This is a genomic window from Massilia sp. LMS1-1-1.1, assembly GCF_040815535.1.
In the GTDB taxonomy this organism is placed as follows: Bacteria; Pseudomonadota; Gammaproteobacteria; order Burkholderiales; family Burkholderiaceae_D; genus Janthinobacterium; species Janthinobacterium aestuarii.
In genome coordinates this window covers 490,215-509,280 of sequence record NZ_JBFPNG010000012.1, presented here as the reverse complement: position 1 = coordinate 509,280, position 19,066 = coordinate 490,215, and the positions used below count along the sequence as shown (strand labels likewise).

Sequence of the window (19,066 nt, the reverse complement as noted above, 5' to 3'; positions counted from 1 at the left end):
GTTGAAGGAATTCTTTACTGCATCTGCCTCATGCGTGCACCGAGCCGGCCAGGGCCACGATCAGCGGCCCCAACAGGGGCAGCACCACGTTCGAAATGGCATAGGTAATCGTGTAGCCCAGCAAGGGCGTGGAATTGCCGGCCGCGTTCTGCACGGCGGACAGGGCCGGCGTGCTGCACTGCTGGCCGGCGATGGCGCCCAGCAGCACGGGCGCTTCCAGCTTGAGGAAAAAGTGGCCCACCAGCAGCGACAGCGAAGCGGGGATGACGGCGATCAGCACGCCCATCAGCGGCAGCGACAGGCCGTACTGGCGGATCAGATCGATCGCCTGCGGCCCCGACGCCAGGCCCACGCAGGCGATGAAGGTGGCCAGGCCGATATCCTTCATCATGTCGAGCGCGCTGGGGTGGATGCCCGGCATGCCCGGTTTGCGCGCCTGGTACCAGCCGAACACGAGGCCCGTCAGCAAGGCGCCGCCGCCCGTGCCCAGCGAAAACGGGATGCCGCCCAGCTTGGCACTGAAGCCGCCGATATACACGCCGAGCACGATGCCGATGCTGGCGTAGACGATATTGCTGCGGTCGCCCGTGGGCACGCGCTTGCCGATGGCGGCCAGCGCCGTGTTCAGTTCGCGCCCTTCCGTCGTGCCATACAGGCGCAGCACGTCGTCACGCTGCAATGCCAGGTCGGGCAGCGGCGGCATGCTGTGCTCGCCACGGACGACGGCCGCCACGTGCACGCCCGAAGGCAAGTCCAGCTGGCGCAGCGGCTGGCCCACGAGCGATGCTTTCTGCAGCACCACTTCGACGGCGGAGACCGCCATGTTCAAGCCCGTCGTGTCGGCAAATTCCTCGCCCAGGATGGCTTCGGCCGCCACCAGCGCGGGACGGTGGCCGATCACCAGCACTTCGTCGTTGTTGCGCAGGCGCAGCTCGGGCTCCAGAGCCAATACCTTGCCATGCCGGCGCACGCGCGTGATGCTGGCGCGGCCCGCGAAAATATGCTGCAAGGCGTCGAGACGGCGTCCCGCGCCGCGGCTGATGCGGTACGCGCGGCCCACCATTTCCGGCGTCGCCTGCACGCCGTCGCCATCGGTCTGCGCGCCGCCCATCTTTTCCCACAATTTATCGGCTTCCTCGCGCAAATTGACGCGCAGCAGCAGTGGAAAAATCTGGCTGGTGACGATGACGATGGCGATCAGGCCGAAGATATACGTGATCGAATACGCGGTGACCACGTTGGCCTGCAGCTCGGCGATGCGGGCAGCCGGCAGCGCCAGCTTCGAGATGGCGTCCGTGGCCGTGCCGACGACGGCCGATTCCGTCGCCGCGCCCGCCATCATGCCAGCCGCCGTGCCCTGGTCCAGGCCCAGGAAACGCGTGGCCAGCAGCACCAGCGCCAGCACCACCACCACTTCGATCAGGCACAACAAGCCCAGGCGCAAACCCTTGGCGTTGAGGTTGGCAAAGAACTGGGGACCGCCCGCATAGCCGAGGGCAAAGATGAACAGCATGAAGAAGACATTCTTGACGCTGGCGTCCAGGGTGATGCCCAGCTGGCCGATCAGCAGCGCGGCGATCAGGGTGCCGCACACGCCGCCCAGCTGGATGGGACCGAAGCGTATCTGCCCTACCCCGTAACCGAGCGCCAGCGCCAGGAACAGGGCCAGTTCCGGCACCTGGTGCAATACCGACGTGATCGACTCGAGCATGGGCAAACCTTCGAAAAGATAACGGATGGTTACAAGGGAACAGAGCGTTCGGCGGCTGGCGGCAGCTGGCTGTTGAACGGGCGCACGGATCCGGCACGGCACCGGCGTATCACCGCTTGTGCTGGGAACGTATTGCAAAAGTGTTGCAACGTGGAATTATGTTCGGCGAAAATTTTATAAGTGTCAACAGGTGTTCTGTTGAACTCGCTTTGCGTTTCATCAAACATCATGCGCACGATTGAAGCGCCTGTTTGACACTGATCAATAAAACTATTAGTAATGTTTTGGACGATACCAAAGTGCTTTGCGCGCCAGAGGCGTCTCTTCGGGCAGGTCCGGATTGACCAGCTCCAGCACGTGGCGCCGGGACAATTTCAAACCATCGGCGAAGCGGCCGAAATGGCGCTGGAACAGCTGCGCGAAACTGCCATCGGCCAGCATTTTCTCCAGCCCGATTTCAATATGGCGCGCCAGTTCCGGCCGGTGCTTGCCGACAAAAAAGTACAGCGCGGCCGGGTAGCGGATGACTAGGTGAGTATCGAGCGCCAGCGGCAATTGCGCATGGCTGGCCAGCTCGCTTTGCGCCTCGATCACGGAACGGGGAAAGTAATCGATGCGCCCCGCCGCCAGTTGCTGGAACAGGCCTTCATAGGTGCTCGAGGTATTGAGGCGCAAGCCGTTCGCCTGCAGGATGGCGGAATCGGGCCAGTCGCTCATCTGGCCGGCCGACAGCCGCGCCAGGGCGGCGATGCTGCGCACGTCGCGCAGCAGCTGCCGCTGGCGCGCCCGGATCAGGGCCACTCGCCAGCCGATCAGGCCGCGGTCGATGGGGATGCGCACCGGCAGCAATTGCGTTTCGCGCGCGCGGCTCGTCATCGTCCAGACGACGTCGACGCTGCCCGACGCCGTGGCGATCTCCTGCATGGCGCGCGTCTGCACCATGCGCAGCGCGGAGCGGCGCAAGGCATAGGCCTGGCCCGAACGGGCCAGCGCCTGCAGCAGCAGGGCCGTCACATAGCCTTGCTGCGGATCATCGATCGCCTGGTGGCGCGGATACACGAGCGGCAGCGGCGACGACTTGCCGGCGGCGGCAGCGCCCAACGGCCACAGGGCGGCAAGCTTGAGCAGGGGGCGGCGCTGCATGGCCCCTCCTTTCCAGCGCTTTCATCAGCGTTCTTATCAGAATGACAGTATCGCGCAGCAGAGTACGCTTGTCGACTGGAATACGGCAACTGTGTATAAAACAACAGCACTTTCAGGCTGGCCAGCAGCGGTTGAAATTAATCCAGATCAATAAAACCGCAAATAGAAAATAAATCTTGCGTGCGGCTCTGGACGGCATGCTTGCCCCTCGCCTACGCTCTTTTTTTATCTGAAAAACAAGAGGAACCCATGCAGACAGCGCGCTTGAATATCATTGGAATGGATCACGAAGGCTGCGCCGACAGGCTGACGGGCGCGCTTGAAGCCGTCACGGGCGTGGCGACCGTCTGCGTCTCGCTGGCGCGCCACGGCGCCAAGGTGCAATTCGACGAACGCCTGGCCACGCAGGAACGCCTGCTGGCCGCCGTCAACGACGCCGGCTTCATGGGCGAAGCGACGGATGAAGTACAGCTGGCCTCGTGCAGCGGCGCCTGCGGCCACTGCCGTCATTGAAGCCCGCCAGCTTCCAACTTACCCTCCCCGCGCGCCCCGGTCGCGCAAATGCGCCAGCACGCGGCGCGGTCCCAGCGCCTGCAGGTCGAACGGCGGCAGCTCGATGGCGTCGAGCGTATTCTTGAACAGCAAGCCCAGCTCCGTATCGCCTTCCAGGCTCAAACGGCGGCTGAAGAACAGGGTGTCCGGATCTTCCTGGCGCCGCGCCAGCAGCATCAAATCATGCACGCTGGCGGCGATGCACAGATCCGGCACGTCCACATAGCGCTCGGCCACGAACACCGTTCCCTGCCACTCGAAATCGAAGGCGATGCCCGCGTCCAGCAACCGCAGGCGCAGGCTGCGCCCTTCCAGGCTGCTTCGCACGTCGTCGGGCAATTGCGGCGCCAGCAGGCGGTTCAAGCCCTGCACGAACAGCCAGGAGGCGGGATACGGCGGCAGCTTGGACAGCAATTCGGCCAGCGGTTCGGGCAGCCGGTATGACGCGGCGGGCTTGCTCGTGCCGGGTTTGGCGGGGACGGGCAATCTTTCCAGTTGGTCTTGCATGTGCTTCCTTTCGATGCGTTCAATGGGCGGCGTGCTGGTGCTGTTCCATGCCGGGCTGGCCGTGCCAGTAGCCGTCGCAAGCGCCGGCCGGCTGGCAAGCCGCCAGCTGGGCCTGGGCGCCGATGCCGCTGACCTGGCCGCGGCGGGCGCGGTCGAAGATGGCGATGACTTGTTCCGTATGCATGGCTTGCGGGCTGATGCGCGCCACGGACACGCCCATGTCGCGCATGGCGTCGAGTTCGCGCACCAGGTTGTAGACGAGTGCCGACTGCGTCTGCGTGCCATTCAACACGAGGAACGGCACTTCATCGCGCGTGCGCAGCAGCAGGCCGTCCGGCTCTTCCAGGCAGCTGTAGCCGCAATCGTCCTTCGGCAGGTTGCGGTTGCGCGCCGTGAAGCAACGCGCGGAAAACGCCAGCGGCATGCGGCCGTAGGCAAATACCTCCGTCTCCAGCCCTTCCGGTTTCTGGCGCTGCATCTCGGCCAGCGCCGTCTGTCCCATTTCCAGCGGCATTACCCAGCGCCGCGCGCCCAGGCGCGCCAGCAGTTGCAAGCTGGGGCCATTGAACAGGTTCAGATGGGGGCCGGCGACGAAGGACGTGCCCTTTTCCATGCAGTGCACGGCGCCCATGTCGTTGGCCTCGACGCCGTAGCGGCCATTGCCCGTGATGCGGCGCAGGGTCGCCAGTTCCGCGCCCGCCTCGATCAGCGCCTGCGTCGACAGCACCACTTCCTTGCCGGCGGCGGCCAGCATGTCGGCGATATCGAGCCAGTCGGCCAGGCGCACCTCGTGCCGGCGCGAGCAGACGGTTTCGCCCAGGTAGACGATATCGACGGCCGTGGTCGCGATCTGCTGGTAAAACTCGAAAACGGTGGCGCGCGGCCAGTAGTAGAGCAAGGGGCCCAAAGAGAGTTTTAACATGCCTTTTCCAGTATTTTTAAAGTTGACAAAACTGTAGCGAGCGGCCTGCGGCGAGGCCGAGAAACGCAGCTGTGCCAGAGCACAGCGAGCATCGCAGGCCGCGCCCCGTGACGCGCAGCAGGTTTTGCTATTTCCAGGAGCGGTGGTAGGCACCTAATGTGTGCTGCTGGCCCTCGGCCAGCTTGTCCATGGACGCCATCCAGGCCGGTTTGACGGCGTAGCGCGCATTGCCTTCGCGGCAGGCGTCGATCGCTTCGCGCCACACGCGCGTGACCTGCGCCACGTAGGCGGGGCTGCGCTGGCGTCCTTCGATCTTCACCGCGCGCACGCCCATGGCGATCAGCTGCGGCAGCAGCGCCAGCGTGTTCAGGCTGGCCGGCTCCTCGATCGCGTAATACTCTTCGTCGTTGACTTCGAAACGTCCCTTGCACAGGGTCGGATAGCTGGCGTTTTCGCCTGGCGCATAGCGGTCGATCAGCACGCCGTTCAGGCGCGATTCGAGGCCGTTCGGCGTTTCCAGCCAGCGCACGGATTTCGCCGGCGAGCACACGCCGTGCGTGTTCGGCGCCTCGCCCGTCGCATATGACGACAGCGCGCAGCGCCCTTCGACCATCACGCACAGGCTGCCGAAGCCGAAGACTTCGATCTCGACTTCCGTCTTGGCGATCAGTTGCTCCACCTGCGCCATCGACAGCACGCGCGGCAGCACGGCGCGGGCGATGCCGAAGTGTTCATGGTAAAAATTGATCGCTTCATAGTTGGTGGCCGAGCCCTGCACGGACAGGTGCAAACGCAGTTGCGGGTGGTGTTCGCTTGCATACGCCATCAGGCCCGGATCGGCCACGATCATGGCGTCGATGCCGGCCTGCGCGGCGCGGTCGATGGCGCTGCGCCACACGGCCCAGTTGTGCGGCTGCGGATAGGTATTCAGCGCCAGCAGCACCTTGCGTCCATATTGGTGGGCATAGCGCACGCCCTCGGCGATGGCCTTCTCGTCGAAATTGAGGCCGGCGAAATTGCGCGCATTGGTGGCGTCGCGAAAACCGAGGTACACGGTGTCGGCGCCATTGTCGACGGCCGCTTTCAAGGCAGGCAGGCTGCCGGCGGGGCAGACCAGTTCCAGCGGTCCGGCCACGCGGGTGGCGGTGGTTGATTCAAGCATCATGGTGTTCACAGTCCTGTAGCGGCTCAGGGTGCAGACTATAGCCCCGCCCTTACCGCCCAGTCCTTGACGCAGGTGAAGGAATGCATGCATGGCTGGCGCGCGTTCAACTTGCTTGACCTGGCTGTAAAATGCCCCACTTTTCTTCCTCACCGATTGCCCGCCATGCCCCGCAAACCGCTGCTGCTATTCCTGCTCACCCTGTTCCTCACCGTGCTGCAAATACAGTGGGCTTCGCCCGCCGACGGCTATGTCGAAGAAACGCTCTCCGTGCTCTCGCCCGAGGCGCTGGGCGTCTGGGCCGGCGTGCTGCTGCTGTTCCTGCAAGCCGTCTTCGCCCGCCGCGCCATGCCCGTGCTGCGCCAGGCCGCCATCTGCACGGGCCTGCTGGCCGTCTACTGGCTGCTGGCGAACTACGTCACGTTCGACGCGCGCGTGGCCAGCTGGAGCACCTTCTCGGCGCGGGAAATCTGGGCGCACGTGCTGCCCGCCTCCGTCGTCAGCATCGCCGTCTGCGGCGCCATGTACTTTGGCCTGAGCTGCTTCATCCCGCGCCTGGGCCGCGCAAAAAAAAGCCGCTGACGCGCTTTCTTCACCTGCATCAAGGATTCATCACGCAACTGCACGCGCCCTTTGACGCCACTATATTTAGTGATTAATCTCCATAAAAACACCGCATGTTGTGTTTATTGGAGGTTTCATGACGAAAAATGCAGTTTCCCCCACACGCGGCCAGGTCGACGTCGCCGCGTCCATCAATGAATACCTGGACCGGCGCGACTGGCGTGTCAACGCCAACGCCAACCAGGGCTACTCGCTGGGCGGCCTGATACTCAACGTGTCGGGCAAGGTCATCGCCAACTACTGGCTGGACCAGGTGTATCCGCCGGAAGTGGGCGCGGCGCACCGCGAAGCGGCGCTGCACATCCACGACCTCGACATGCTGGCCGGCTATTGCGCCGGCTGGTCGCTGCGCACCCTGCTGCACGAAGGCTTGAATGGCGTGCCGGGCAAGATCGAATCGGGCCCGCCGAAACACATGTCGAGCGCCATCGGCCAGATCGTCAATTTCCTCGGCACCCTGCAAAACGAGTGGGCCGGCGCGCAGGCGTTCAGCTCCTTCGACACCTACATGGCGCCCTACATCCGCAAGGACAGCCTGCGCTACGAAGACGTGCGCCAGTACATGCAGGAGCTGATCTTCAACCTCAACGTGCCATCGCGCTGGGGCACGCAGACGCCGTTCACCAACCTCACCTTCGACTGGGTCTGCCCGGACGACTTGCGCGAGCAGATTCCCGTCATCGCAGGCCAGGAGATGGCCTTCAGCTATGGCGAGCTGCAGGCGGAAATGGACATGATCAACCGCGCCTATATCGAGATCATGATGGCGGGCGACGCCAAGGGCCGGGTCTTCACCTTCCCCATCCCCACCTATAACATCACCGAGGATTTCGACTGGCACAGCGACAACGCGGAACGCCTGTTCGAGATGACGGCCCGCTACGGCCTGCCCTACTTCCAGAATTTCATCAATTCGGAACTCAAGCCGAACATGATACGTTCCATGTGCTGCCGCTTGCAGCTGGACTTGCGCGAACTGCTCAAACGGGGCAATGGCCTGTTCGGTTCCGCCGAGCAGACGGGTTCCCTGGGCGTGGTCACCATCAACTGCGCGCGCCTGGGCCACTTGTGGCGCGGCGACGAGCCAGCGCTGATGGCGGACCTGGACCGCCTGCTGGAACTGGGCAAGACCAGCCTGGAAATCAAGCGCCGCACCATCGAGGAACTGATGCAGCAAGGCCTGTTCCCATACACGAAACGCTATCTGGGCACCCTGCGCAATCACTTTTCCACCCTGGGCGTGAACGGCATCAACGAGATGATCCGCAACTTCAGCGGCGACGCTTACGACATCACGGCGCCGGAAGGCCATGCGCTGGCCGTGCGCCTGCTCGACCACGTGCGCGCCCGCATGGTGCAATTCCAGGAAGAGACGGGCCATATGTACAACCTGGAAGCGACACCGGCCGAAGGCACGACCTACCGCTTCGCCCGCGAAGACCGCAAGCGCTATCCCGCCATCCTGCAGGCGGGCACGGTCGACAATCCGTATTACACGAATTCGTCGCAGCTGCCTGTCGGCCATACGGACGACCCGTTCGAAGCGCTGGAATTGCAGGACGCGCTGCAGCGCAAGTACACGGGCGGCACGGTGCTGCACCTGTACATGACGGAAGCGCTGTCCGACGCCAACGCCTGCCGCGAATTGGTGAAACGCGCGCTGAGCCGCTTTTCGCTGCCCTACATCACTGTCACGCCCACGTTTTCCATCTGCCCGCGCCACGGCTACCTGGCCGGCAAACATGAATTCTGTCCCACCTGCGACGCGGAACTGATCGCCCGCAAGCAGTCCGATCTCGCTCACCCACTCAAGGAAACGCCATGAACGCACGTCCCGACTTCACTCCCGCCATCACCCTGCTCGACACGGAACGCCAGCGCTGCGAAATCTGGACGCGCGTAATGGGCTATCACCGCCCCGTCGCCTCGTTCAACATCGGCAAACAGGGAGAGTTCCACGAGCGCCAGTATTTTACGGAAGCGAGCGCCCGCGTGGGCCAGCCCGCCTGCCATGGCGCTTGAACTGAAAGTGGGCGGCCTGACGCCCTTTTCCGCCACAGACTACCCGGGCAAGCTGGCGGCCGTGGTGTTCGTGCAGGGCTGCCCCTGGCGCTGCGGCTATTGCCACAATCCGCACTTGCAGGCGCGCACGCCGGAAGGCGCCATGCCGTGGCAGGACGTACTGACCTGGCTGCGCCGCAGAACGGGCCTGGTCGACGCCGTCGTCTTCAGCGGCGGCGAGGCGTGCATGGATCCGGCGCTGGCGCGCGCCATGCAGGACGTCAGGGCGCTGGGCTTCGGCATCGGCCTGCACACGGCCTGCATCTATCCGCAGCGCCTGCGGGAAGTGCTGCCCCTGGTCGACTGGGTCGGCTTCGACATCAAGGCGCCGTTCGCCGACTATCGTCATGTGACCCGCGTGGCCGGCAGCGGCGACCCGGCGCGCGCCTGCCTCGATGCCATCCTCGCCAGCGGCGTGGCCTACGAATGCCGTACCACCACCCACCCCGACCTGCTGCCGGACGAGCAGTTGCTGGCCCTGGCCAGCACCCTGGCCGCGAAAGGCGTCGACAACTACGTGCTGCAGCAGTTCCGCGCCGAAGGCTGCGCGGACGCGGCGCTGTCCGGCCGCCCCCTGCACGGCTATCCGGCGGCGACGACTTTGGCGCAAATCGGCGCCATGTTTCCGCGATTTACATTCCGTAATCATGGCAGTTGATTCTGCGGCCCAAAAATTGCTCAAAGCTTCACAAAATTCCCCGTTCTGCAACGCTGAAATGTCTTGCGTACTGTAATGTATCAACTGTGCCGCGCGCCATGCGCAGCCCATCAGATTCCTCACTCCGCATTACAGATAAGCGTCATCCATGAACGATTTCACCGCAGTCAGTCCAGGCATCCCTTCCACCCACGCCGACATCCTGTACGGCCCGCCGCGACCGGATCTGCTGCGCGAGGAAGTACTGGCCGACCTGCTGGAAGCGACGGCCCGCCGCTGTCCCGAGCAAATTGCCCTGATCGATGGCGAACGCCGCATCACGTATGCGCAGCTCGATGCGCAAGCCAGCCTGGCCGCAGCGCGCCTGGTGGCGGCCGGCGTCAAGCCCGGCGACATCGTGGGCCTGTGGCTGCCGCGCGGCGCCCATCTGCTGCTGATGCAGGCAGCCATCGCCAAGGCGGGCGCCGCCTGGCTGCCCGTCGATGAAGATACGCCCGTCGAGCGCCTGCAGGTGTGCCTCGATGATGCGAATGGCTTTGGTGTCGTCAGCTGCGCGCAGTTCGCGCCGCGCCTGTTTGACGCCGGCGTCAAACGTCCCGTGTGGACGGCGGAAAGCCTGCTGGCCCCCGCCGCACCGGGAGAAGTGCTGCCCGCGCGCGGCGCCGTGCTGCCCGAACACCCGGCCTACGTGATCTACACATCCGGCTCCACGGGCAAACCCAAAGGCATATTGATTAACCAGCGCAGCATCTGCCACTTCCTGCGCAGCGAAAACGCCGTGCTGAAAGTGACGCAAGCCGACACCGTCTACCAGGGCTTTTCCGTCGCCTTCGACATGTCGTTCGAGGAAATCTGGATCGCCTACCTGGTGGGCGCCACCCTGTGGCTGGGGCCCAAGGAGATGTCGGGCGACCCGGAAGCCTTGCCGTGCGCGCTGGCCGACAACAAGGTCACCGTTCTGCACGCCGTGCCGACCTTGCTGGCCCTGTTCGCGGAAGAAGTGCCGAGCCTGCGCCTGATCAACCTGGGCGGCGAAATGTGCCCGGAATCGCTCGTCGAGCGCTGGTCGCGCCCGGGCCGCGCCATGTTCAACACCTATGGTCCCACGGAGGCGACCGTCTCGTGCAGCCTGGCGCGCCTGCGGCCCGGCGAGCCGGTGACCATCGGCACGCCGCTGCCCAACTACGGCTTGCTGGTGCTGCAGGTGGCCGAGCCGGGAGAAAACCGTCCCTTGACTTTACTGGCGCGCGGCGAGACGGGTGAGCTGTGCATCATCGGCCCGGGCCTGGCCGAGGGCTACCTGGGCCGACCCGACCTGACGGTGGAAAAATTCCTGCCCAATCCCTGGAGCACGGGCCCCGACGATGCGCGCCTGTACCGTACGGGCGACCTGGCCCGCATCGATCTTGATGGCCAGGTGCTGTGCCTGGGCCGCGCCGACGACCAGGTGAAAATCCGCGGCTTCCGCGTGGAGCTGGGCGAGATCGAAGCCGTGCTGGCGCAGCAAACTGGCGTGGGCACGGTGGCCGTCTTGCTGCGCAAGGATGACGGCATCGACCAGCTGGTGGCCTACATCGTCGGCAGCGACGAGGCGCCCGCCGACGCCCTGGCCGCGAAAACCCTGCGCGCGGCATTGAACCTGCGCCTGCCGCCCTACATGGTGCCGGGCCGTTTTGAATTGCTGCCGCTGATGCCGCGCCTGACCTCGGGCAAGATCGACAGGAAGGCGCTGAAGGCCATGCCGCTGTCCGCGCCGCCGCCGGGCGAAGCGGGAGAGTCAGACGTGCCGGAAACGCCGGCCGAAGCGGCCCTGTTCGCGGCGCTGGCCAAGCTGTTCCCGGGCCAGGCGATCTTGCGCCAGCTGGACTTTTTCAGCGACCTCGGTGGCCACTCCTTCCTGGCCGCGCGCCTGGCATCTGCCCTGCGCGCCGATCCGGCCTACGCCCACATGACGGTGCGCGACATTTACCAGAACCGCCAGATCGGCAAGATCGCCGCCGTGCTCAATGAGGCGCCCGCGCTGGCCACGCCGGAAGCGCAATGGACGCCGCCGTCGACCCTGAAGCGCTGGACCTGCGGCGCGGCCCAGGCGGCGGCCGTGCCGGGCCTCGTCACCCTGCGCATGGCGCAGTGGATGGCGCCCTTCTTCACCTATCACTTCTTCACGGGCGACACGGGCGACACCGTGCCGCGCGCCATCGCCGCCTCGATCGCCGTGTTCCTGCTGGCGACCCTGGCCGAATTTGCCATTGCGATTGCCGGCAAGTGGCTGATCGCCGGACGCTTGAAGCCAGGCAGCTATCCGCTGTGGGGTGTCACCTACTACCGCTGGTGGCTGGCCGACCGACTGGTCGAATCGGCGCCCGCCTACCTGCTCAGCGGCTCGTCCCTGAACAGCTGGTGGCTGCGCGCGCTCGGCGCGAAAGTGGGCAAGGAAGTCGTCATCGGCTCGATGACCCTGCGCGCGCCCGACCTGCTGGTCATCGGCGACAACGTCAGCGTGGGCAATGCCGTCAACTTTGAAAACGCCCGGGTCGAGCGGGGCCGTTTGCTGCTGGGCCAGATCGACATCGGCGACGACGCCTGCATCAGCTCTTACGCGATTTTGGAAGGCAATACCACGGTGGGCGCGTTTGGCCACCTGGAAGGCCAGTCCGCACTGGCCGATGGCGCCGCGGTACCGGCTGGCCGCGTGTACACGGGCTCGCCCGCGCGCGACACAGGCGCGTTTAACGTGGCCAGCCAGCCGCCGCGCCCCGCCGTCTCGCGCCTGCGCCTGACAAGCGAAACCGTGTTCTTCTGCTTCGGCATGGTCTTGATCGCCGTGCTGTTCTTCATGCCCGTCTTCCCCAGCTTCGTGCTGATCGACTGGTTCGACGAGCGCGAAATGATGCCGTGGCTGCAGGGACGCGACGTGACGACCCAGCTGGCCCGCTACTTCCTGCTGGCCTTCCCCGCCAGCGCCGTGCTGATCGTGCTCACCGCCCTGCTGTCGGCCGCCATCCGCTGGGGCGCGCTGCCCCGCTTGAAGCCAGGCAGCTCACCCGTGCACAGCAATATCTATTGCGCCAAGTGGCTGGTCAGCCATATCCAGGAATCGAGCCTGAACGTCCTGCACGGCATCTACGCCACCGTGTACGCGCCGTACTGGTACCGCCTGCTGGGCGCCAAGGTAGGCAAGGGCGCCGAGATTTCCACGGCCCTGGGCGTGGTGCCTGACATGCTGACCCTGGGCGACGACACTTTCATCGCCGATGCCGTCATGCTGGGCGACGAGCAGATCGACGGCGGCTGGATGACCATGCGCCCCACCGTCGTCTCGCACCGCAGCTTCGTCGGCAACGGCAGCTATATCCCGGACGGCACCACCCTGCCCGAGCACGTGCTGATCGGCGTGCACACGCATGCGCCGCGCAATGAACAGATGCACAGCGGCGATACGTGGCTGGGCTCCCCGCCCATGCACTTGCCCGCGCGCGAACAGGTCAGCGGCTTTGCCGAGCACCTGACGTTCAAGCCATCGCTGTTGCGCCGCCTGGGCCGCAGCCTGATCGAAGCGTTCCGCATCGTCGCGCCGCACGCCGTGGTGATCGCCGTCGGCTACACCCTCGTGCTGGACGTAATGCCGATCGCGGGTGCCGGGCGCTGGGGTGAAGTGGTGAGCGACCTGGCGATTGCCGGCCTGGCCTACGGCATCGGCAATTTCCTGGTGGTCGTGCTGTTCAAGTGGCTGCTGCTGGGACGCTACCGCAAGCACGCGGCGCCCATGTGGACGCCGTTCGTATGGATTTCCGAAGGCGTGACCAATCTGTATGAAGGCATCGCCGTGCCCAACTTCATGCGCTACCTGCGCGGCACGCCGTGGCTGCCGCTGGCCTTCCGGCTGTTCGGCTGCAAGATCGGTCGCGGCGTCTACATGGACACGACGGACATCACGGAATTCGACTGCGTGCACATCGGCGACTACAGCGAACTGAACGCGCTGACCTGCCCGCAAACGCATCTGTTCGAAGACCGCGTGATGAAGATCGACCACGTGGAGATCGGCCAGCGCGTCTACATGGGGCCGCGCAGCTCCGTGCTGTACAGCGCCAAGGTGGGCGACAATGCGCGCCTGGGACCATTGACCCTGGTGATGAAGGGCGAGCACATCCCCGCCGGCAGCAACTGGGCGGGCTGCCCGGCCGCGCCTTTGCGCAACTGATCGCAGCTGATGGACTCTACGGTGCTCTGGTCCGGGGATGGCGTGCTGGTGATCGGCGTCGCCGCCGTGCTGCCGCGCTTGGAGGCCCGGTTACGCATCCGCGCTGCCGCGCGCGAGGCCGTCGCACAGTGGCTGGCGCTGGATATCGAGACGATCTCGGTGGAGTCGACGCCGGGCGCCCCTCCCCGCTTGCTGCTGGCCGGACGCGCGGCCAGTCTGTCGTTCAGCCATGACGAGGGACTGTCGCTGGCCGCCATCAGCCTGCATGGTCCTGTCGGCATCGACGTGATGCGCGTGCAGGACATTGGCGACTGGTTCCATCTAGCGCGCGATTATCTGGGGCCGCTGGTGGCCGAGGAGCTGGCCGCCTACCCCGATGCGCAGCGCCCATCGGCGCTGGCGCAAGCGTGGACGGCGCGCGAGGCGGCGCTCAAGTGCGCGGGTTTACAATTGATGGAGTGGGATGGGGCAGCACCGGCTTGCCGCTCGCACGCCCTGCCCCTGCCTGCACCCTACGTCGCGACCCTGGCATATTAATCTTCTTTCCCTTTATCGCTACCGCCGATCTGGACGAAAATCAGTTTTACGATAATACTGACGAGCAGTCCCAGCACCCCGATCAATTCCAGCATGGCTTTTCCTTTGCAATGGCAGCAGACCAGGCCACTGTAGCGCGAATGGCAGTGCCGGGCCAATATCAAATCAGGCAGTCTCCGATCTCGAAAAGGCATACGATTGATTTCCATCAGACAGTTCCGCTACTTTGTCGAAGTCGTCGATGCGGGCAGCTATTCGCGCGCGGCGGAAAAGCTGTACATCGCGCAGTCGGCCCTGAGCCGGCAAATCAAGGAACTCGAGGGCGAAGTGCAGGCGCTGCTGCTGACGCGCGACGCTCGCCATATCGAGCTCACGCCCGCGGGACAAGTCTTTTATGAGCGAGCAAAACGCATCCTCGACGACATCGACGAAACCGTGCGCCAGACGCGCCACGTGGGACAAGGCGCGCAAGGCATCATCCGCCTGCTGCATTCAAGTTCGGTGACCCTCACGCCCGCCATCGGCGCCGTGCTGAACCGCCTGCTGGCGCAGTTCCCCGGCGTTTCGCTCGATGTGTCGAAGGGATCGTCGGAAAACCAGGCTGCCGACATCGAGGAAGGCCGCGCCGACCTGGGTCTCGTACGCCTGCCCACCTTGCGCAAGCACGCCAACATCGTCGTGCGCGAACTGTTTGCGGAAAAGCTGGTGGTGGCCGTGTCGGCGGCGTCGCCGCTGGCCGCGCTGGAACGCACGACGATTGCCGCCCTGCGCGACGAAGCGTTCGTCTCGATCCCGCACAAGGACCGGGGAGGCCTCAGCTACCTGGTGGCGGGCCTGTGCCTGGCGCAGGGTTTCTTTCCGAAGGCGGCGCGCGCCCTGTCGCGCAAGACGTCGCAGCTGAACCTGATCGAGGCCAACATGGGCATCGCCATCGTCCCCGACAGCATGCGCCTGGTGGCGCCGCCCGGCGTGCGTTTCATCGCGCTGCCGGACGAGGAATCACATTCCGCCGTCGGCCTGATCTCGCCGCGCGCGGCCAGCGGCATGGTGGCCGCGTTTACGGAAGCGTTCGTGCGCGAGATGAATACACTCTAGCCTTCCGCATACAGCGCCGCATCGACGTCGCGCACGGCCGCCATCAGCAAGGCCAGCTTCATGACATCGAGCTGGCCATCCGTGCGCACGCGCGAACACAGGTCGATACCGTAGGGGCGCACCTGGCGCAGCGCTTCCATCACATTGGTGTCGTCCAGCCCACCGGCCAGGAAAACGGGACGGGGGCTGGCGCGCACGAAACGCGCGCTGACGGACCAGTCGTGCGTGCGGCCCGTGCCGCCCAGTTCCGGGACCACCGCGCCAGGACGGCCCGAATCGAGCAGGAAAGCATGGATGTGGGGCGCGTAGGCGGGAATCAGATCCAGCGCCTCCGGCCCCTCCACGTGGATTACCTGCACGCGCCGCACGTGCGGCAGCAAGCGCGCCAGTTTCTCGACCTCGCTCGGGTCGATATGGCCGACGATCTGCACGGTGGACGGCTGCGTGGCGCGCACGTGTTCGGCGATGGCTTGCGCCGTCGTCTCGGACGTCAGCAGAAACGTGGCCACGGGCGGCGGCGTCCAGGCGGCGATCTGTGCGATGCGCGCGTCGGGAATCGGGCCGGGGCCGGACGGCATGGCCGCCACCAGGCCCAGCGCGTCGGCGCCCGCGGCAATGGCCAGTTGCGCTTCGTCGATGGAAGCGATACAGCAGATCTTGATGCGGGTTCTCATGGCCTTGCGTGCTCAGTCGGGATGATCAACATTACAACACAGGGCGGCACGCGCGCCAAGACACGCGGTCAAGGCCGCGCACGATTGTGTGCCATGCCGCCGCACGGCAGCGAACAAGGGCCGATCCTGTGACGCGCCTGATCGCCAGTCCGCGCTGATTGACATGCGCCAGGCGGCGGACGATACTTGATTTATCCGGAATCGCCATTGGAAGCCGTACATGCGTATCGTCGACTTTGAAGTCCGCAAGGAGTGTCCGCCGCAGTTGTGCGACTGCGAACGCGAGCGCCTGCTCGGCGATGCGCAGGCGGACCTGTCCATCCTGCGCCTGAACCTGACGGAAGAAAAGCGCCTGCTCGCGCACATCGAGGACATCGCCACCCATGCGCAGTTGCGGAAGCTGCAACTGCTACTGAAGAAAAACCTGGGCGTGGAACTGCAGATTACGCCGGGCAGCGCCGAAGTGCGCACCGTGCGCGGCTTCCAGATCCGCCTGCTGGAGCGGCCCGGCCTGTGCCGCAAGACGCGCGCCGCCATTCCGGCCGCCGTGCGCCGCTGCCTGGCCGCGCACCCCGAGATCGCGTTTGCGATCTTGAATGAAAACGATTTGCTCGGTGGGATTTAACCCGAGGGCAAAGGCTGGGGTCAGACCCTCAACACTGTTAGCGTCAAGCTCAGTGCCAACGTATCCGGGGGTCTGACCCCGGCTCTACGCTGCGTGTATCTCGATCACTTTCTTGCCCTTCGCTTCGCGCGCCCTTAACTGCCCGCAGCCGCCCTCCACATCCTGCCCGGCCGAATCGCGTAGCTTCGTCAGCACGCCACGCGCGTGCAGGGCGGCGGCAATGGCGCGCGCCTTTTCCCAGCTGGGGCGCTTGAACGGCAAGTCGGCTATGGTGTTATACGGGATCATGTTGAGCACCGCGTACTTGCCCTTCAGGAGTTCCACGATGCCATCCATCTCGTCCTCGCCATCGTTGACGCCTTCCATCAGGGTCCACTGGTACTGCACCGGGTAGGCGGTCAGGCGCGCATACGACTCGCCGAAGTCCACCAGTTCGCGCGGAGTGAGCTTGGGGGCGCGCGGCAGCAACTGTTCGCGCAACTCCGGCTTGGTCGTGTGCAGCGACAGGGCCAGCGCCGGCTTGACACGACCTTGCGGCAGGCGCTCGAAGGCGCGCGGGTCGCCCACCGTGGAAAACACGAGATTCTTGTGGCCGATATTGCCCTCGGTGCCCAGCAACTCGATCGCTTCCATCACATTGTTCAGGTTATGCGCCGGCTCCCCCATGCCCATGAAGACGACTTTTTTCACGGGGCGCAGGGTGCGCGCCAGTACCACCTGCGCGACAATTTCTCCGCTGGTCACTTGCCGGATCAAGCCGTCGCGGCCCGTCATGCAGAACTGGCAGCCGACGGCGCAACCAACCTGGCTCGATACGCACAGGCCGTCGCGCGGCAGCAGCACGCTTTCCACCGTCTGGCCGTCGTGCAACCCCACCAGCAGGCGCGCGGAACCGTCGGCGCCCGGATGGGTGCTGAGCAGCTTCAGCATGCCCTGCAATTCCAGGTCGAGCGCGGGCAAGGCCACGCGCACGGGCAGCGGCAAAAAATCCTCGGCGCGGCGCCGGCCCTGGTCGTGCGGCTGGCCCTGTATCCAGTCGCGCAGCACGCGCTGTTCGTGCAGAGGCTTGGCGCCCAGGGCGCGCAGGCGCTGGCGGATGGTATCGATTTGCATGGCGTCTGAATAAAAAACGGCGCGCCGGAATGAAACCAGCGCGCCGTGTTACGGGTAAAAGCTTTAGACCTTCTTGACGAATTCCGTTTTCAGGCTCATGGAACCGAAGCCGTCGATCTTGCAGTCGATATCGTGGTCGCTGTCGACCAGGCGGATGTTCTTGACCTTGGTGCCCATCTTGACGACACCGCCGCCGCCCTTCAATTTCAAGTCCTTGATGACGCTGACCGTGTCGCCGTCCTGCAGGATGTTGCCGGCCGAATCGCGGTACACCTTGGCGCCCTCTTCCACCGCTTCGCCGGCCGTGGCCGACCATTCATGCGCGCATTCAGGGCAGATCAACTGGCTGCCATCTTCGTACGTGAATTCGGATTTGCATTGCGGGCATGGAGGTAATGTGCTCATTTTCTTCTCTGTCTGGTGAACAGCGCGTGCTGTAAAAGCCGACATTATACTGCCTACGCCCCGCATCAGCGGGCTTGTTTCACCATCATTGTCAAGGCCGGCGAATAATCTCGATGGTGCTGTGGACGATTTCCTCGTGGATGCCGATGCGCGCGCGCAGCTCGGCGGCCGTCAATGCTGCATCGCGGCTGACGACGGACAAGGCGCACGAATACAGCTGCTTGCCAACTCGCCAGACGTGCAGGTCGACGATACGCGGCGTGTCGCCGGCGCTTTCCACTTCCACGGCCTCGCGGATTTCATCCACCACGGGGTGGTCCATCTCGCGGTCCAGCAAGACCTTGCCCGTCTCCTGCATCAGCTTTTTCGCCCACAGGGCCACCAGCACGGCGCCCGCGATCCCCATCAGGGGATCGAGCCACTGCCAGCCGTAAGCCCAAGCGCCGCCCAGCGCGACGATGGCCAGCACGGATGTGGCGGCATCGGCCAGCACGTGGATGTACGCAGCTTTCATGTTCAAGTCTTCGCCATGGCCATGGTGGTCGTGGTGGCCGTGATGATCGTGATGATCGTGCCCATGGCCATGGTGGTGGTCATGGTGCCCGCCGAGGATCAGCGCGCACACCAGATTCACGGCCAGGCCGAAGGCCGCCACCGCCATCGCCTGCGGATAGTGGATGGGTTGCGGCGAGAACAGGCGCTCGAGCGAGGCCACGACCATCAGCACGGCCACGCCCAGCAGCAGGATGGCGCTCGTGTAGCCGGCCAGCACTTCGATCTTCCACGTGCCGAAGGCAAAGCGGGGGTCGCGCGCATAGCGGCGCGCGGCCGCATACGCAAACGCGGCCAGGCCGATGGCCAGCGCGTGCGAACTCATATGCCAGCCATCGGCCAGCAGGGCCATGGAGTTGTACCACCAGCCGGCGACGATTTCCAGCACCATGGTGGCCAGCGTGATCCACATGACGATGCGCGCGCGACGTTCGGCCTTGCCATTGCTGCTGTCAAAAACGTGTTCGTGTTGCCAGACGGAGAGGTCTTCGCCGAGGGATTGTGTTTTCATGACGTTCTCC

The 19,066-nt window shown here is 64.9% G+C and carries 18 protein-coding genes; 9 read left to right on the top strand and 9 right to left on the bottom strand.

Translation table 11 applies throughout. The features are described from left to right. Positions 1–28: 28 nt before the first annotated feature. Both aspT and MRBLMS1_RS12235 read right to left on the bottom strand, forming a co-directional pair. Positions 29–1,711: an aspartate-alanine antiporter gene (gene aspT, locus MRBLMS1_RS12240; RefSeq protein WP_485879571.1), complete on the bottom strand. Its 1,683-nt coding sequence runs from the start codon at positions 1,709–1,711 to the stop codon at positions 29–31. Between the two features lie 273 nt (positions 1,712–1,984). Then, positions 1,985–2,854 carry a substrate-binding periplasmic protein gene (locus MRBLMS1_RS12235; protein ID WP_485879570.1) on the bottom strand — a complete coding sequence of 290 codons (870 nt, stop codon included), beginning with the start codon at positions 2,852–2,854 and terminating at the stop codon, positions 1,985–1,987. A gap of 249 nt (positions 2,855–3,103) precedes the next feature. Here MRBLMS1_RS12235 and MRBLMS1_RS12230 point away from each other — a divergent pair, with 249 nt between their 5' ends. Then, positions 3,104–3,367, top strand: a complete 264-nt coding sequence (locus tag MRBLMS1_RS12230; protein WP_485879569.1) for a heavy-metal-associated domain-containing protein — start codon at positions 3,104–3,106, stop codon at positions 3,365–3,367. An 18-nt stretch (positions 3,368–3,385) separates the two neighbouring features. Here the strand turns inward: MRBLMS1_RS12230 and ubiT are convergent, their stop codons facing one another. From ubiT to ubiU, 3 genes are all read right to left on the bottom strand, one after another. Then, positions 3,386–3,913, bottom strand: a complete 528-nt coding sequence (gene ubiT / locus MRBLMS1_RS12225; RefSeq protein WP_456149241.1) for a ubiquinone anaerobic biosynthesis accessory factor UbiT — start codon at positions 3,911–3,913, stop codon at positions 3,386–3,388. 19 nt (positions 3,914–3,932) lie between these two features. Further along, positions 3,933–4,835 carry a ubiquinone anaerobic biosynthesis protein UbiV gene (ubiV, locus tag MRBLMS1_RS12220; protein WP_485879568.1) on the bottom strand — a complete coding sequence of 301 codons (903 nt, stop codon included), beginning with the start codon at positions 4,833–4,835 and terminating at the stop codon, positions 3,933–3,935. Positions 4,836–4,962: 127 nt separating this feature from the next. After that, positions 4,963–6,000 (bottom strand): ubiquinone anaerobic biosynthesis protein UbiU, encoded by a 1,038-nt coding sequence (gene ubiU / locus MRBLMS1_RS12215; RefSeq protein ID WP_436835957.1) that lies wholly within the window; start codon positions 5,998–6,000, stop codon positions 4,963–4,965. Positions 6,001–6,162: 162 nt separating this feature from the next. On the opposite strand from ubiU, the gene MRBLMS1_RS12210 reads away from it, so the two are divergent. From MRBLMS1_RS12210 to MRBLMS1_RS12180, 7 genes are all read left to right on the top strand, one after another. Next, positions 6,163–6,579 carry a hypothetical protein gene (locus tag MRBLMS1_RS12210; protein WP_456149239.1) on the top strand — a complete coding sequence of 139 codons (417 nt, stop codon included), beginning with the start codon at positions 6,163–6,165 and terminating at the stop codon, positions 6,577–6,579. Positions 6,580–6,697: 118 nt separating this feature from the next. Continuing rightward, positions 6,698–8,446, top strand: coding sequence for a ribonucleoside triphosphate reductase (locus tag MRBLMS1_RS12205; RefSeq protein WP_485879567.1), 1,749 nt, complete (start codon positions 6,698–6,700; stop codon positions 8,444–8,446). Next, positions 8,443–8,643 (top strand): anaerobic ribonucleoside-triphosphate reductase, encoded by a 201-nt coding sequence (nrdD, locus tag MRBLMS1_RS12200; RefSeq protein ID WP_092610345.1) that lies wholly within the window; start codon positions 8,443–8,445, stop codon positions 8,641–8,643. Before MRBLMS1_RS12205 ends, nrdD begins: the two co-directional genes overlap by 4 nt. Next, a complete protein-coding gene (locus MRBLMS1_RS12195) occupies positions 8,633–9,340 on the top strand; it encodes an anaerobic ribonucleoside-triphosphate reductase activating protein (protein ID WP_485879566.1) in 708 nt (235 codons plus the stop codon). The genes nrdD and MRBLMS1_RS12195 overlap by 11 nt, the downstream gene beginning before the upstream one ends. A 148-nt stretch (positions 9,341–9,488) precedes the next feature. Further along, a complete protein-coding gene (locus MRBLMS1_RS12190; protein ID WP_485879565.1) occupies positions 9,489–13,544 on the top strand; it encodes a Pls/PosA family non-ribosomal peptide synthetase in 4,056 nt (1,351 codons plus the stop codon). 21 nt (positions 13,545–13,565) lie between these two features. Further along, the gene (locus tag MRBLMS1_RS12185) at positions 13,566–14,081 is read left to right on the top strand and encodes a 4'-phosphopantetheinyl transferase family protein (protein ID WP_485879564.1); all 516 of its coding nucleotides are present in this window, start codon (positions 13,566–13,568) and stop codon (positions 14,079–14,081) included. Positions 14,082–14,279: 198 nt separating this feature from the next. Further along, positions 14,280–15,176 carry a LysR family transcriptional regulator gene (locus tag MRBLMS1_RS12180; RefSeq protein ID WP_139092418.1) on the top strand — a complete coding sequence of 299 codons (897 nt, stop codon included), beginning with the start codon at positions 14,280–14,282 and terminating at the stop codon, positions 15,174–15,176. Here MRBLMS1_RS12180 and MRBLMS1_RS12175 read toward each other — a convergent pair. After that, on the bottom strand, positions 15,173–15,850 hold the full coding sequence (locus MRBLMS1_RS12175; RefSeq protein ID WP_485879563.1) for a phosphoribosylanthranilate isomerase: 678 nt from the start codon (positions 15,848–15,850) through the stop codon (positions 15,173–15,175). The genes MRBLMS1_RS12180 and MRBLMS1_RS12175 overlap by 4 nt on opposite strands. Before the next feature lie 220 nt (positions 15,851–16,070). Here MRBLMS1_RS12175 and MRBLMS1_RS12170 point away from each other — a divergent pair, with 220 nt between their 5' ends. Continuing rightward, complete coding sequence (locus tag MRBLMS1_RS12170; protein ID WP_485879562.1) at positions 16,071–16,475, top strand: hypothetical protein; 405 nt, start codon at positions 16,071–16,073, stop codon at positions 16,473–16,475. A gap of 84 nt (positions 16,476–16,559) precedes the next feature. Here MRBLMS1_RS12170 and MRBLMS1_RS12165 read toward each other — a convergent pair whose 3' ends face one another. The 3 genes from MRBLMS1_RS12165 to dmeF all read right to left on the bottom strand — a co-directional run bounded on the left by MRBLMS1_RS12165 (position 16,560) and on the right by dmeF (position 19,056). Beyond that, positions 16,560–17,588: an RNA methyltransferase gene (locus MRBLMS1_RS12165; protein WP_485879561.1), complete on the bottom strand. Its 1,029-nt coding sequence runs from the start codon at positions 17,586–17,588 to the stop codon at positions 16,560–16,562. A 63-nt stretch (positions 17,589–17,651) separates the two neighbouring features. Further along, complete coding sequence (locus MRBLMS1_RS12160) at positions 17,652–17,993, bottom strand: zinc ribbon domain-containing protein YjdM (protein WP_034756972.1); 342 nt, start codon at positions 17,991–17,993, stop codon at positions 17,652–17,654. Positions 17,994–18,084: 91 nt separating this feature from the next. Beyond that, positions 18,085–19,056, bottom strand: a complete 972-nt coding sequence (gene dmeF / locus MRBLMS1_RS12155; RefSeq protein WP_485879560.1) for a CDF family Co(II)/Ni(II) efflux transporter DmeF — start codon at positions 19,054–19,056, stop codon at positions 18,085–18,087. Between the last annotated feature and the right edge of the window lie 10 nt (positions 19,057–19,066).